Annotated in this window: 14 protein-coding genes; 10 read left to right on the top strand and 4 right to left on the bottom strand. The window is 58.4% G+C overall.

Annotation, left to right across the window (positions count from 1 at the left end; all coding sequences use genetic code 11):
* Positions 1–5: 5 nt before the first annotated feature.
* On the top strand, positions 6–713 hold the full coding sequence (locus CARG_RS07735) for a metal-dependent transcriptional regulator (RefSeq protein ID WP_021012090.1): 708 nt from the start codon (positions 6–8) through the stop codon (positions 711–713).
* Here the strand turns inward: CARG_RS07735 and CARG_RS07730 are convergent.
* Entirely contained in the window at positions 664–1,131 is a 468-nt protein-coding gene (locus tag CARG_RS07730) for a tRNA (cytidine(34)-2'-O)-methyltransferase (protein ID WP_081761659.1), read from the bottom strand. The two genes, CARG_RS07735 and CARG_RS07730, sit on opposite strands and share 50 nt — an antisense overlap.
* 18 nt (positions 1,132–1,149) lie before the next feature.
* Between CARG_RS07730 and CARG_RS07725 the strand changes: the two genes are divergently transcribed.
* Both CARG_RS07725 and CARG_RS07720 read left to right on the top strand, forming a co-directional pair.
* Positions 1,150–2,004, top strand: coding sequence for a bifunctional methylenetetrahydrofolate dehydrogenase/methenyltetrahydrofolate cyclohydrolase (locus tag CARG_RS07725; protein ID WP_041747109.1), 855 nt, complete (start codon positions 1,150–1,152; stop codon positions 2,002–2,004).
* Positions 2,005–2,034: 30 nt separating this feature from the next.
* A complete protein-coding gene (locus CARG_RS07720; RefSeq protein WP_021012087.1) occupies positions 2,035–2,382 on the top strand; it encodes a DUF3017 domain-containing protein in 348 nt (115 codons plus the stop codon).
* Positions 2,383–2,400: 18 nt separating this feature from the next.
* Here CARG_RS07720 and metX read toward each other — a convergent pair whose 3' ends face one another.
* Both metX and CARG_RS09710 read right to left on the bottom strand, forming a co-directional pair.
* Complete coding sequence (gene metX, locus CARG_RS07715; protein WP_021012086.1) at positions 2,401–3,459, bottom strand: homoserine O-acetyltransferase MetX; 1,059 nt, start codon at positions 3,457–3,459, stop codon at positions 2,401–2,403.
* 97 nt (positions 3,460–3,556) lie between these two features.
* Positions 3,557–4,147, bottom strand: a complete 591-nt coding sequence (locus CARG_RS09710) for a hypothetical protein (protein WP_021012085.1) — start codon at positions 4,145–4,147, stop codon at positions 3,557–3,559.
* A 176-nt stretch (positions 4,148–4,323) separates the two neighbouring features.
* On the opposite strand from CARG_RS09710, the gene CARG_RS07705 reads away from it, so the two are divergent.
* From CARG_RS07705 to CARG_RS07675, 7 genes are all read left to right on the top strand, one after another.
* On the top strand, positions 4,324–6,246 hold the full coding sequence (locus CARG_RS07705) for an HtaA domain-containing protein (protein ID WP_144198604.1): 1,923 nt from the start codon (positions 4,324–4,326) through the stop codon (positions 6,244–6,246).
* A 20-nt stretch (positions 6,247–6,266) separates the two neighbouring features.
* The gene (locus tag CARG_RS07700) at positions 6,267–7,358 is read left to right on the top strand and encodes a heme/hemin ABC transporter substrate-binding protein (RefSeq protein ID WP_041747106.1); all 1,092 of its coding nucleotides are present in this window, start codon (positions 6,267–6,269) and stop codon (positions 7,356–7,358) included.
* Entirely contained in the window at positions 7,355–8,419 is a 1,065-nt protein-coding gene (locus CARG_RS07695; RefSeq protein WP_052331915.1) for a FecCD family ABC transporter permease, read from the top strand. The genes CARG_RS07700 and CARG_RS07695 overlap by 4 nt, the downstream gene beginning before the upstream one ends.
* 1 nt (position 8,420) lies before the next feature.
* Complete coding sequence (locus CARG_RS07690; protein ID WP_021012081.1) at positions 8,421–9,263, top strand: heme ABC transporter ATP-binding protein; 843 nt, start codon at positions 8,421–8,423, stop codon at positions 9,261–9,263.
* Positions 9,264–9,273: 10 nt separating this feature from the next.
* A complete protein-coding gene (locus tag CARG_RS07685; RefSeq protein ID WP_021012080.1) occupies positions 9,274–10,128 on the top strand; it encodes an HtaA domain-containing protein in 855 nt (284 codons plus the stop codon).
* Positions 10,129–10,351: 223 nt separating this feature from the next.
* A complete protein-coding gene (locus tag CARG_RS07680) occupies positions 10,352–11,680 on the top strand; it encodes an O-acetylhomoserine/O-acetylserine sulfhydrylase (protein WP_021012079.1) in 1,329 nt (442 codons plus the stop codon).
* A gap of 400 nt (positions 11,681–12,080) precedes the next feature.
* Positions 12,081–12,899, top strand: a complete 819-nt coding sequence (locus tag CARG_RS07675) for an HtaA domain-containing protein (RefSeq protein ID WP_021012078.1) — start codon at positions 12,081–12,083, stop codon at positions 12,897–12,899.
* 129 nt (positions 12,900–13,028) lie between these two features.
* Here the strand turns inward: CARG_RS07675 and CARG_RS07670 are convergent, their stop codons facing one another.
* A complete protein-coding gene (locus CARG_RS07670; protein ID WP_021012077.1) occupies positions 13,029–13,820 on the bottom strand; it encodes a hypothetical protein in 792 nt (263 codons plus the stop codon).
* Positions 13,821–13,878: the final 58 nt, after the last annotated feature.

The raw sequence follows: 13,878 nt of genomic DNA, 5'->3' as shown, positions 1-13,878 counted from the left end.
CATCCATGCACATTCAGTCGTTGTCACAAAAAACCCAGGACTATCTCAAAGTAATTTGGGAGATCTGTGAACGCACTGAAACCCCAGCATCCAACAGCGCAATCGCCGACGCACTAGAAGAAAAAAACTCCACGGTATCCGAGGCAATCAAACGCCTCAGAGCCCAAAAACTCGTCGAGCACAAGCCCTACCAAGGGGTCACCCTCACAGAAGAAGGCGCCAGCCTAGCCGTCGCAATGGTTCGCCGCCACCGGCTCATCGAAATGTTTCTATGCGACACACTTGGCTACACCTGGGACGAAGTACACGACGAGGCCGAAATCCTCGAGCACGCAGTCAGCGACACATTCCTAGACCGCGTCGACACCCTACTGGGCCACCCACATCGCGACCCCCACGGTGACCCCATCCCCCGCGCCGACGGCACCATAGACATCGTTGGAATCCGCGACCTATCCAGCGTCAACATCGGCGAAAGCGCCACCGTCGAACGCATCCGCGACCGCGACCCGGAACTCCTGCGCTATCTCGCGCAACGAGGCATCCTACCAGGCGTAACCATCAGTGTCGTCGACACCCCACATTCCTCGCTCAAAATGCTCAAAGTAGCAGGCGCCGATGAACCCGTGGCCCTCGCCGACAGTCAATCCTGTGCGATCGTCGTCAGCTCCCAGAAAAACCAAGCTGCCGCCACGCCTCGTACACAGCAATAGCCGCACAATTAGCCAAATTTAGACTCCGGCGCCCCTCCAACATCGGAATCTTCAACTGCTCGGTCACACGAGGATGCGCCAGCGCCTGCTTAGACAAACCCGTGGGCTCCGTCCCAAACAACAACACGTCACCAGGGACAAACTCGATATCGGTATAACGCGTCGAAGCATGCGCAGTGAACGCAAACACGCGCGCACCCGGCAGCGCATCCAACGCGGCGTCAAGATCATCATGAACACTAACATCCGCCAAATCGTGATAATCCAAACCCGCCCGCTTGAGATTCTTATCCTCAAAGTTGAACCCCAACGGGCCAGCGAGATGCAACCGCGCCCCAGTACACGCACATAAACGAATCGCATTACCCGTATTCGGAGGGATGACAGGCTGATCAAAAATCACGTTGAGCACCTGCAACAGTCTAGACTAGGGGGCGTGACTGCAGTGAAGCTAGATGGAACCCTCTACCGCAACGAAATCTTTGAAGAGCTACAACGTGATGTAGCCACGCTCAAAGAACACGGCATCGTGCCGGGCCTAGCCACCGTGCTTGTAGGCGACGACCCCGCAAGCCACGCCTACGTCAACATGAAGCACCGCGACTGCGAATCCATCGGAGTGCGATCCATTCGCAAAGACCTCCCCGCGGACGTCACCCAAGAGCAACTACTCGCTGTCATCGACGAGCTCAACGCAGACCCGGAATGCACCGGCTACATCGTGCAGCTCCCCCTACCTAAGCACCTCGACGAAAATGCAGTCCTCGAACACATCGATCCAGCCAAAGACGCCGACGGGCTACACCCCGTCAACCTAGGGAAACTCGTCCTGGGAGAGCCTGCCCCGCTGCCGTGCACCCCCAACGGTGCCATCCACTTGCTTCGTCGTTTCGGCGTAGAGATCGCGGGTAAAGAAGTAGTCGTCATCGGACGCGGCGTCACCGTAGGTCGACCTATCGGGCTGATGCTCACCCGGCGCAGCGAAAACGCCACCGTCACCCTGTGCCACACCGGCACCGTCGACCTAGCAAAGCACACGCGCGAAGCGGACATCATCATCGCGGCCGCAGGGGTGCCGCACATGCTCACTGCTGACATGGTCAAACCCGGTGCCGCCATACTCGACGTTGGGGTGTCGCGCAAAGACGGCAAACTGTTGGGCGACGTCGCACCAGAGGTGTGGGACACCGCAGGTTTCGTTTCCCCCAACCCCGGCGGCGTTGGGCCCCTCACGCGCGCCTTCTTGGTTCGCAACGTCGTCAAAAGTGCACTCAAAGCACTCGAATCCTAAACCAAACCGCTACGGTCACTACCCGCACACATGACTCAAGTCAGCGACAGGGACAGCACGGTTAACCTGGAGGACAACCCCCACGACCGTGCCTTGCCGCCGTCAACACTAACCCCTTTACAGCAACGGTTGGCACTCGTCCTGTTCGTGATCGGTTTTGTGCTTTCCGGAGTATTTTCGCTGACGGAGCACTGGCGCCGAGCCACCTTCATGCTTGGACTATCGCTCGCGTGGCTAGCAGTCGTGCGCGCGCGATGCGACTCGCGCATACTCGGGGTGCTGTCGGTGCGAAGTAGGAAATTTGATGTGCTGTTCTGCTCGGGGCTGGGCGCCGTGATGATGTTCCTCGCAGCCTCCGTCGATGCACTAGGAAGCTAGGCCTCCACTAGGCGGCGGTTAGTCGAGGCTACCGAGGAAACGCCGCACGATATTGTCCATCTGGCGGGTTTCGGTGAGGAACGCGTCGTGGCCGCAGGGGGAGGAAATCTTTGCCATCCCCAGCAGGTTGCCTAGATTGCGGGACAGGTGTTCCTGCTGGTGGTAGGGGTAGAGGATGTCGGTGTCGACCCCGACGATCATGGTGGGCACTGTGATGGAGGCTAGAGCCTTGTTAAGACCACCTCGGTCGCGGCCAATATTGTGTCGGTTGAGCGCGTCAGTGAGGATCACATAAGACCCAGGGTCGAAGCGCTCAACAAGCTTTTCGGCCTGGTAGTCCAGGTAGCTATCCACCGCGAAGCGCTGATGCTGGTCCCAAAAAGGCCCCATGGGATTTTCGCCCCGTTGCGCATCAGCCCCGAAACGCTCATCAATCTCCAATTCGCCCCTGTAGGTCAGGTGTGCGAGCCTGCGTGCTGATGCGAGGCCTTGATCTGGGCGGACTCCGCTTTCGTAATAGTCCCCGCCTTGCCAATACGGATCGTTGACGATTGCTAAGATCTGCGTGCTCTGGATGCCGATTTGCCAAGCGCTAGCCCGAGCTGAGACTGCGATGACCATGGCTGCGCCTACACGATCCGGGTAGAGCGCCGCCCACTCAAGCGCGCGTGCACCGCCCATCGACCCACCAATGACGCCGTGGAGGTGATCGATGCCGATCTGCTCCAAGGCTGCGGACTCCGCACGGACCATGTCTCGAATGGACAGGGCGGGGAAGCGGCTGCCCCACACACCCCCATCTGGGTGGGGAGAGCTGGGGCCGGTTGAGCCGCTACAGCCTCCAAGAACGTTGGTGGAAATGATGCAGTAGTGCTCGGGGTCCAGAGCCTTGTTCGGCCCGAGAAGCTCTGACCACCAATCTGATACGTCGCTATCCCCAGTGAGGGCGTGCTCCACGAGTAGGTATTTCGCCCCCGGATGGGGGTCTCCCCACATCTGCCAAGCAATGGAGGCATCGCGGATGGTGGCGCCCGCTTCGGTGGTGAAATCTCCAATAGATTGGATGCGTAGGGTCATGCACACAGCTTAAATGGACAGCTTGGTCTATTGCAAAGATTGCCAGGCGCGCAACAAAAAAAGGGGCGCGTAATGCGCCCCTATACTGCTGCTTTAACTATTTGCCTTCGCCCCATGCTTCGAAAACGGTCGTGTCCGCGACGTCATTAATGGTGCTTTTGCTGGCGCGTGCCCCGGCTGTAGCAGATAGAGTGGTCGGCGTATGGGGCTCAGAGTATTCATCAAGGCCTTCATCGCCGGATGTGGTCGCCCACATGGGGGAGACGCCAGGCAGGATCAGGATGACTAAGAAAGCTAAAACGCCGCAAATAGCTGCGGAAATAGTGGAATAGTCCGCAGGTACGTACCACAGGCACGCCGCGCTAATCGCCATGACGGTCAGCCAACCCAAAGGCAGGATCCACTGAACTTTCAGGTTGCGGGTGGCCGAATATTCAGCCCAATCCTCACGGGGGAAGCGGGCCCGAGCCTCATTTCGGATACGACGCAAGCCATTGGCCGACAAGCCGATAACCGCGAGAATCATTAAGCCCGCTCCGATCAGGCAAACATACAGCTGACCTGCTGCGAATCCATAAGTTACGACCGCTGCTGCCATGGCTAAAGAAACAGCCTCGCCCCACCGCGCAGGGGGAAGAGTGGTGGGGTCAATGTCGGGGTACAGCCGGGTGAATTCTTCAGATCGCATGGTGATAAGGCATCTTTTCGTTAAAGTGTCGCAGGTCTGGATCAAATTAACTGTGGAGCTGAGGATAGTTATCTAGTTGCTATCGACTAGCTCACGGTGCTGTGTTCGGTTATTCTAAATCAGTCCTAATAGGAAAGCCTAAAGCAACACCCCCTATCCTCGTGCAGGAGCATGAATTGAACAAGCTGACCGCGCGCCGACTGGGCGCCTTTATCGCATCCGCAGCATGCGTCGTTATGGTTCCGGTCGTCGGCACAGGAACTGCCCACGCCGCTGGATGCGGTGAATTCGACTGGGGCTTCCGACAGAGCTTCCGAAACTACCTCCGCGGGCCCATCGCCAACGGCAAATGGGAACTCGACGGCGTCGGGTTTAAAGGTAGCGAAAAGGGTGCCGACGGCGCATTCATTTTCGAGCCAAGCTCCATCGAAAAAGACAGCGCCACCTCCGGCACCATCAACCTCGGCGGCAGCGTCCACTTCCTTGGCCACAAGCACGGTGAGTGGTTGTTGGACATGGACATGAGCGACTTCAAGATCAAGGTCGACGGTAACACCGCCAAGATCCAACTGGATTACAAGTCTTACACCTCTGACATGGACTTTTCGAACCTCGTCAAAGGTACCCCGATCAGCGGTGATGATGTCACCATCGCAAACATCGCTCTGAACAACACCCCCAACTTTGATGGCGAGATCGACCTTTCCGGAAACGTCACGCTGACTTCTGAAGGCAACGACCTCTTCCTCGGCCAGTACGGCTCCGGCGGACAGATGGACCCGGCTAGCGGAAAAGTCAACGCTAAGGGCCAGTGCACCGGCTCCAGCTCCGGGGGCGGCTCGGGATCCGGCTCCGGTGGTGGAAGCAACAACGATGCCAAAGAGATGAAGATCAACGACAACGACCACCCGTTGATCAAGAGCATCAAAGAGATGAACAACTCTATGTTTGCCACTAACCAGACCATGCTGACCGGCGGCGCTCTGATCGACAACTCCGAGAAGTTTGCTTCGAAGGCTTTCCCCAACAGTGGCGGCAATTCTAACGGTGGATCCGGTAACTCCAACGGTGGTAACAGCGGTGGAACAACATCCGGTGCCTCCGGCCGTGGTGCATCAGGTGCATCTGGTAATGGTGCGAGTGGCGACGCAAACGGCGGCGCTAGCGGTGCTGCTGGCGGCGGTTCAGGTGCAGCAGCAGGTGCCGCCAGCGGTCGGGGAGCAGCGGGTACGTCGCGCTCCGCAGGTGCAGCCCAGGCCGGCCAAGCTGCAACCTGTGATGCCGAAGGCTCCAAGGGTGTTGAGCAAGCTACTGCGGCGTGGGGTGTGAAAAAGTCCTTCCAAACCTACATTTCGGGCTCTATTGCTAAGGGAAAGTGGGACCTGGACAGCGTGGGCTTCGGCGACGGTGCCTTCCAATGGAGTGGGAGCCAAGGCGCAGTCGATACCGATGCCAAGTCCGGTACCGTCTACTTCCCGGGATCCATCCACTTCACCGGTCACCACGGCATCCTCGACATGACTATCGCGAACCTCGAGATTCAGTTCGAGGGCAACTCCGGCAGCCTGATCGCTGACGTTAACTCCAACGATATGGAGGGGAACAACACCGATTACGGTCGCGTCACCCTAGCCAACCTGCAGTTCAGCAACCTGACCGTGGGCAACACTAGCGTCAGTGGCAGCACTAGTTCTGTGGCTTTGAGCGCAGCCGGTGCGTCTGCATTCGCAGACTTCTACGAACCCGGTATCGAGCTTGACCCGTTGAGCTTTAACGCAACCCTCGGCGGTAGTGCCGACTGTGCCACCGGCCAAGGCGGTTCCGGTGCAGGCGGCGGCAGCGGCGCCAAGTCCGGCGCGGCAGCATCCTCTGCTAAAAATGCCGCAGCCAAGATGGGTAAAGACGGCGCATCCTCGAACGAAGGAGGCAGTGAGTTCAGCAACAACGGCGGTGGCAACTTCAAGATCAAGTCCACCTCTGAAGAAGGCAGCAAGCAACCCCTGGGCTTCACCGAAACCCTCCTGCTGATGATCGCAGCCTTTGTTGTTGCGGGCGGTGCGCTCGGATCCTTCGTGTTCCGTAACCCGGCTGGCCGCTAAAACCACGTTTCTACATAAGGATGACCCTCGTCGTGAAGAAAACTTTCCGAAGCACACTCGCAGCACTAGTGTGCGGAGCCGTAGCACTCGTCGGCTGCTCTACCGATTCGGTGAGCACCAACACCACTGATCAAGAGCTTCGCGAAAAGATCAGCAACTCGGGCGAGCTGCCAAACCCCCGTGACCTCGAAGGTGTCGACGAGGTCAAGGACTTCGGCGAGCCCGTCCCCGTAGCCGGAAACCCGAGCCCCACCCTTCCGGTCGAGCTCACAGATGCTGACGGCTACGAGGTGACGGTCACCGACATTTCCCGCATCCTGGCGCTGGATCTGTACGGTAGCTACACCAAAACCCTTATCGGTCTTGGCCTGGGCGACAACATCGTTGGCCGCACCGTTTCATCGACGGAAGAGTCCCTCAAGGACCGCCCGCTGGTGACCCAAGGCGGCCACAACCTCAACGTCGAAGCTGTGCTGAGCCTTGAACCTTCGCTGGTGATCGTCGATCACTCTGTGGGACCCCGTGACGCAATCGATCAGATTCGTGATGCCGGCGTCACCGTGGTCGTGATGGAGCCCGAACGCACCATCGACAGCGTCGGTCGTGACATCGAAAACGTCGCAGGAGTTGTTGGTGTGCCCGAGGTTGGCGAGAAGCTCGCCAAGCGTTCAATGGACGACATCGTCAAGGACCGAGAGGCTATCGCAGACCTCATCCCCGAAGAACCCATGCGCATGGCATTTTTGTACGCACGTGGCAACGGCGGCGTCTTCTTCATCCTTGGTGAAGGCACCGGTGCGCAGGACCTGATCGAAGGCATTGGGGGTATTGACGTCGCGGCAGAAAACGGACTCAAAGACGCAGCACCCGCCAACGCGGAAGCGCTCGCCAAAATCAACCCGGACATGTTCATCATGATGACCGACGGTTTGAAGTCCACTGGTGGTGTCGAAGGCTTGCTCCAACGCCCGGGCGTTTTGCAGACCACAGCAGGCCAGAAGCAGCGCATCGTGACCTTGCCCGACGGACAGTCCTTGGCATTTGGTCCGAACACTGGTGAGGTGCTGCTGCGTGCCGCATTGGCCGCATACAACCCTGACGTCACCAAGTGAGCGGCACGGCAGTAGCGGGCGCGCACAGTCACGCGCCCGATGTGTTCGCGCGGCGTGCGCGCAGGCGGGTTGTGTTGTTCATTGTGCTGGTAGCGCTACTTTTCGCTTCCGCCATCGCATCCATCATGATGGGGCAGTATTCGCTACCGATGTCGCGTGTCCCCGAGGTGTTGTTCAATGGCCCCTCGGCTCAAGGTATTGACGCATCAGTGGTGTGGAATATCCGCTTGCCCCGCATCGTGCTTGGTTTGTTGGTGGGCGCTGCCCTTGGTGTCGCCGGTGCATTGATGCAGGCAGTCTTCGCGAACCCTCTGGCGGAACCCTCCGTTATCGGTGTCAATAGTGGTGCCGGTGTGGGAGCCGCCATCGCCATCGTCTTCGAGTGGAAGTTCCTTGGGGCATCCACTGTTGCTTTCGCAGCGTTTATCACCGCAGTGCTGACCACCACAGTTGTATACCAGCTGGCTCGCTACCAGGGGCGGGTACATGTGGTGAACCTCATCCTCACCGGTATCGCCATCAACGCTGTCTGCGGCGCGGCCATTTCTTTCATGCTCTACCTGGCACCCACTACCAACCGTGAGCAAATCATCTTCTGGCAGATGGGTTCCCTCAACGGATCACAATGGAAGCATGTGTGGGTTGTCCTTCCTATCGTGGCTGCAGGTTTATTGTTCTCTCTCACGCTCGGGAGCAAGCTCGATACCCTCGCGCTAGGTGACAAAGCTGCCCGCCACCTTGGCATTAATGTGCCGGCATTGCGGTTGGCTGCAATCGGTGCATCGACCCTATTGACGGCGGGTGCGGTGGCTTACGCGGGCCTCATCGGATTTGTCGGTTTGATCATTCCCCATCTTCTGCGTGGAATCACGGGCCCATCCAACAAGGTTCTTTTACCGGCTTGTGCTCTGGCAGGTGCCGCGCTTATCGGCATCGCCGACTTGGTAGCACGCACGATCATCCCCTTCGCAGATTTGCCCATCGGTATTTTCACCGCGCTGGTCGGTGGCCCGACGTTCTTCATCTTGCTACGACGCATGATGGTTAAGGGGGTTCACTAACATGGCAACTCGCCTTAACACCGGTGTGCAGGCTCGTTCCGTGGGGGTATCCATCGGCGACAAAGAGCTTCTACGCGACGTCACAATGGAGGCAAAGCCCGGCACCGTCACTGGGCTCATCGGCCCCAACGGCGCCGGCAAATCCACGCTGCTTGCTGCACTCAGCGGCGACCTTTCCTACACGGGCGAGGTCGACTTGTGCGGACTATCGCCCGACAGTGCCACGGCCCTGGACATGGCCCAGGTTCGATCCGTGATGCTCCAGGACGTCGGAGTGTCCTTCGCCTTCTTGGTTCGCGACGTGGTCAGCATGGGCCGCCGCCCCTGGTCCCGCACCGAATCGGCCGACAATGACGACGCGATTATTGACGCCGCGATGGCCGCTACCGAAGTTGGACACCTGGCGCACCGCGACGTCATGACCCTGTCTGGAGGCGAACGCGCACGCGTAGCCTTCGCGCGAGTCATCGCCCAGCAAACACCCATCGTCATGTTGGACGAACCAACAGCCGCGTTGGACATTGGGCACCAAGAACAAGCAATGGGGCTGGTCCGGGCGATGGCTGCACGCGGGGCCGCAGTCATTGTGGTCCTACATGATCTCAACGCTGCGGCAACATACTGCGATCACATCGTGTGCCTTGCCGACGGCACCGTCGCAGCGTCCGGGACTGTGGAAGAGGTGTACACCTCCGAAACACTGAGCCGGGTGTACGGATGGGATATTGACGTCGTGCACCTGCCTGACGCTTGCCCCGCTGATCAACCAAGAATTCACGTAGCCCCACGTCGTGGGCAGATAGCCGCCGATGATTTCCACGGCATCGGCACACACACCTTCTAAGGAGACCACCATGAAACGTTTCACCCGCGCAGCTATCGCGCCCGTCGTCGTGGCCAGTGTGCTCGCCGGTGCAGTCGTAGCACCCCAGGCTCAGGCAGCCGAAGATGCAGGCGCATGTAAAGGGCTGATTACCGATGGCACCTTTGACTGGGCCATCAAAGAGTCCTTCCAGAACTACCTTGTGGGCAAGATCGCCAAGGGCAAGATGGAACTCGATGAGGGGGTGAAGCGCAGCGACAGCACCAAGGTGTTTACCTTCCCGGTTAACGCAGCGAAGTCCAAGTTGGAGGGCAAGAGCTCCGCCACTATTGCGCTCGATGGAAAAGTGCACTTCACCGGACACGATCACGGCACCGGCCCGATGCTGGATATGACGCTGTACGACCTTAAGGTGGAGGTCATCGGCGATACCTTGACCCTGTACACGGACTACGACTCCCGTGCTTTCGTCAACATGTCGACCAAGGGTGACATGTTGCATGGCGACGACGAACCGATGGTGCGTGTCAAGCTTGATAAGGCCCCGGACTTCAGCAAATCCGGCGCGTTTTCGGCAACGGCTAAAAAAGTATTCCTGACGAAGACTGGCGTCGATGTGTGGGGCGGCTTCTATGACACAGAAACTGAGCTGGCTCCGCTGACAATCAACCTGACGACCGATGGCACATGTGACGGCGGCGACAACGGCGGCGTCCAGGGCGGTAACGGCTCCGGCAGCAGCGCTGGAAGCAGTGCGGATAGTGGTTCCTCCGCCGTTGAAAACCTATGGGACAGAATGTTTGAAGTACTCGGTGTGCTCGGCTTGTTCGCTGGTTTCTTCGGTGCGTTCTATGCCTTCGCCAAGACGCGTGGCTTCATTCGCTAAGGCGCCTAGCTGAAGCTCCGTACACGTAGCTCCACCCCGAAAAGGGGTGAGCTACTAAACCGAGCTGTCTACTTAAAACACCAGTTAAATACTGGGGTTTTTTTATTTTTTCTCCGCACCTGTTTGTAAATAGACCGAGCGGTACGTTAGTGTTGGGGTCAACGCACGAGCGATACCTCCAGCCTCCGGTGGGCGGGGACGCTCCAACAATGAAAGGTAAAGAATGACTGACAACACTCACCGCAGCTATGACAATTCCGGTGCCGATTCTTGGGCCCTTGAAACCCGCTCTATCCACGCCGGCCAGCCGGTCGATAGCGACACAGGTTCGCGCAACCTCCCCATTTACCTCACCTCTTCCTTTTTGTTCAATAGCGCAGAACATGCGCGTCAGCGTTTCGCGCTGGAAGACTTGGGCCCGGTATACAGCCGCTTGACCAACCCCACCGTTGAAGCAGTCGAGCAGCGTATCGCGTCCCTCGAAGGTGGCGTACACGCTGTGTTGTTCGCTTCGGGGCAGGCTGCAGAAACTGCAGCGATCCTCAACGTAGCGCGCGCCGGCAGCCACATTGTTTCCTCCCCTCGCTTGTATGGCGGTACCGAGACTTTGTTCGCAGTTACCCTTGCGCGCTTGGGTATCGAAACCACCTTCGTTGACAACCCCGACGATCCTGAATCCTGGGCCGCAGCCGTTAAGCCAAACACCGTTGCCTTCTATGGTGAGACCTTCGCCAACCCTCAGGCTGATGTGCTCGACATCCCGGCTATCGCTGAGGTTGCACACGCCCATCAGGTGCCGCTGATCGTTGACAACACCTTGGCAACTGCGGCACTCGTTCGTCCGCTCGAGCTCGGTGCAGACATTGTGGTCGCGTCGGTGACGAAGTTCTACACCGGTAACGGCTCCGGGCTGGGCGGCGTGCTCGTCGACGGTGGTTCCTTCGATTGGACAGTCGAACGTGACGGCCAGCCTGTCTTCCCGGATTTCGTCACCCCGGATCCCGCCTATCATGGTCTGAAGTATGCAGACCTCGGTCCTGCAGCTTTCGGATTGAAGGCTCGTGTTGGCCTGCTGCGTGACACGGGTGCGGCACCTTCCCCCTTCAATGCGTGGGTGACTGCCCAGGGTCTGGATACGTTGAGCCTGCGAGTCGAACGCCACAACGAAAACGCGTTGGCCGTCGCAAAGTTCCTGGACGTCCACCCCAAGGTGGAACGGGTTAACTACGCTGGGCTTGAGAGCTCCCCGTGGTTTGAGGTCAAGGAAAAGCTTGGTCTGCGCTACACGGGATCCGTATTGTCCTTCGATATTAAGGGGGGCAAGGATGAAGCGTGGGCCTTCATCGATGCGTTGAAGCTGCACTCCAACTTGGCAAACGTTGGTGACGTACGCTCCCTGGTGGTTCACCCGGCAACCACGACGCACTCTCAGTCCGACGAGGAGTCCCTGCGGCGCGCTGGTATTAATCAGGCAACGGTACGTCTGTCGGTCGGTATCGAGCATATTGACGACATCATTGCTGACCTTTCCCAGGCATTCGACGCAGTCTAGGGAGCTAGGCTGGCGAGGTTCGGGTCCTCGTGCGATCGTGTCTGTGTGTTAAACGACCTTTATCCCTGGTGGGCTGTGTGCCTGCCAGGGATTTTTCCGTTTCTTCTGTTTCGGTGCGGAGTGAATGGTTCCCCAGGGGGAGTGTGACCTCCATCTGGCGGTTGATGCTGCTGTGTCTCGATATCGGCTTGTTTAAGTCAAGGATAGACTACCCCAGGTGAGGGTAATTTATTGTTTTTTGTCAATATTCATTGCCTTGCTGCCCTGTGGTCTTTAAGATAAGCCTTGCTTGTTGCTCATGCGCGGCGATGGTGTCCCTCGGATGTAGGGGTGGATTTTTTGCCCGTTGAGCAGCGAAAATGCGAACCTTTTATCCCCGCACTTTGAGGAGACCTAATAGATGGCTATCCGCACCCGCGCTGTAAGCGCCCTGGCCGTGTTTGCCCTGACCGTTCCCACCCTGGCAGCCGTTCCCGCTGCACACGCTGAAGAAGCACCCCAGGTTACCTGCAACAAGGTTGACAGTGGTTCAGTCGACTGGGGCTTGCGCGCAAGCTTCCTCAGCTACCTGAAGATGAAGAACTTCAAGGCTTCCTACTCCTTCAATGGCCAGGAAAACCCTGAGAAGCTCATCTGGGAAGTCAAAGACGCCCCCATTGAAGTCGACAGCGCCTCCAAGGCTGTCATCCCGCTAAAGGGAGAATTCAAGGGGCAGTCCCACCCCGCAGGTGATCAGTTCATCCTCGATATGGCCCTTAGCGACGGCAAGCTCCACGTTGACGGTAAGAAGGGCTTCCTGACCTTCGACGTGAAGTACCGTCCCCTCGAAGGCGAGATGGTGCAAGGTGCACCGGCCCAGCCTTTCAAGACCAAGAATGACGTGAAACTGGTTGAGTTTGACTTGAATGAGGCAGCTAACTTCAAGGAAGGCGAGGTGGCTCTTCACGCGGACAAGACTGTGGTCACCGCTGCCGGTAACGAAGTGTTCGGTGGTAACTATGGCGCCGACAACAACACTTTTGCTCCCCTCGACGGAACTTTCACTGTTTCCAAGAGCGCCGACTGCAAGCCCCCGGCAGGCAACGACCCCGGTTCCTCCGCTGGCAACGGCGCGCTGATCGGCATCCTCGCCGGCCTCGGCGTCATCGGCGCAATCATCGCGGCCCTGATGAACTTCGCAGGCGGCGCAGGTTTCGCACTGCCCTTCCTGCCCCGCTAAGCACTAGCGACACAGTCTAGTTGGCGCGACATCCGCATAGCCCGACTAGTGTGCAGCGCCCGGACCACGGCAGTGGCCGGGCGCTTTTGCATGCATACTAAGTCGCCGCCTACCTAGCAAGAAGTGGGGCTATGCGCTGTGCCGGGAAGGCTTTCGGGAATTGGACACAGCACGGACAATCATCGCAATGATTCCCACCCCGATAAGCCCCGGAATGACAAACTTCAGTGCCGTAACAACGGGTGAAGGAGGATCCAGCTCCTTAGCGCACCGTTGCAAACCTTCAGCAATATCGTGTTCCAAGCTATTGAAATCCCCGGCACGGTCGTGGAATAGCTGGGCGCGTAGCTTATCTAGCTCGGTGCCACTGGCTGCCTGACTATCCAGTGCCTTGGCGATATCTTCCGCCGGGTTATCTCCGATTCCCGCGGTCGCCGAAAGGGCCTCCTCGCGTGAGTAGCGCTGGGTCTTATCCGTGCCCCCACCCAACTGATCTGACAGGGGAGAGGAGTCGACGCCGGCATCCTCCGCGGTCACATCAATGAGCTGCCCAATACCCTCCTTAGCCCCCACAGCGTCCATGCGGCGTTGCAACTCGGCAAAGTCTTCGCCAGCAGGACCGTTCATGGTGAAGTTACGAATTGCCGTGCCCAAACCCGGATCGGCCTCGTCTAACTGATCGAGCCTCTTTTGCTTCGCGTCAGACTCAAGAGTCGACCAAAACTTCGTCAGCGGTGAAGCCTGGTCGGATGCTTGCACCACGCATTGGCCTGCTTGGTGGTCAGTGACCACCACGGCGTCATCACCCTCGGCGACAGCGATGCCGCTACCGGTCGCAAGAGTCACGCATAGCATGGCGCCGGAGAGCGAAGCCCAGGCAGTGCCCTTTAATACGGGAGCCGTGGTGGGGGACAAGCGCATGAATAAACCTCCGGTAGATGACAGCCTTAACTGCAGAGAATTCTACTCCGCAACAGTA

Origin of the sequence: Corynebacterium argentoratense DSM 44202 (genome assembly GCF_000590555.1) — a bacterium.
GTDB lineage: Bacteria > Actinomycetota > Actinomycetes > Mycobacteriales > Mycobacteriaceae > Corynebacterium > Corynebacterium argentoratense.
This window is presented reverse-complemented; position numbering and strand designations above follow the sequence as displayed.

Bases quoted from the DNA above. Each gene is read 5' to 3' on its own strand.
- CARG_RS07680 (WP_021012079.1), top strand. From the start codon at position 10,352: ATGACTGACAACACTCACCGCAGCTATGACAATTCCGGTGCCGATTCT.
- CARG_RS07685 (WP_021012080.1), top strand. From the start codon at position 9,274: ATGAAACGTTTCACCCGCGCAGCTATCGCGCCCGTCGTCGTGGCCAGT.
- CARG_RS09710 (WP_021012085.1), bottom strand. From the start codon at position 4,147: ATGCGATCTGAAGAATTCACCCGGCTGTACCCCGACATTGACCCCACC.
- CARG_RS07735 (WP_021012090.1), top strand. From the start codon at position 6: ATGCACATTCAGTCGTTGTCACAAAAAACCCAGGACTATCTCAAAGTA.
- CARG_RS07670 (WP_021012077.1), bottom strand. From the start codon at position 13,820: ATGCGCTTGTCCCCCACCACGGCTCCCGTATTAAAGGGCACTGCCTGG.
- metX (WP_021012086.1), bottom strand. From the start codon at position 3,459: ATGACCCTACGCATCCAATCTATTGGAGATTTCACCACCGAAGCGGGC.
- CARG_RS07720 (WP_021012087.1), top strand. From the start codon at position 2,035: ATGACTCAAGTCAGCGACAGGGACAGCACGGTTAACCTGGAGGACAAC.
- CARG_RS07700 (WP_041747106.1), top strand. From the start codon at position 6,267: ATGACCCTCGTCGTGAAGAAAACTTTCCGAAGCACACTCGCAGCACTA.
- CARG_RS07675 (WP_021012078.1), top strand. From the start codon at position 12,081: ATGGCTATCCGCACCCGCGCTGTAAGCGCCCTGGCCGTGTTTGCCCTG.
- CARG_RS07690 (WP_021012081.1), top strand. From the start codon at position 8,421: ATGGCAACTCGCCTTAACACCGGTGTGCAGGCTCGTTCCGTGGGGGTA.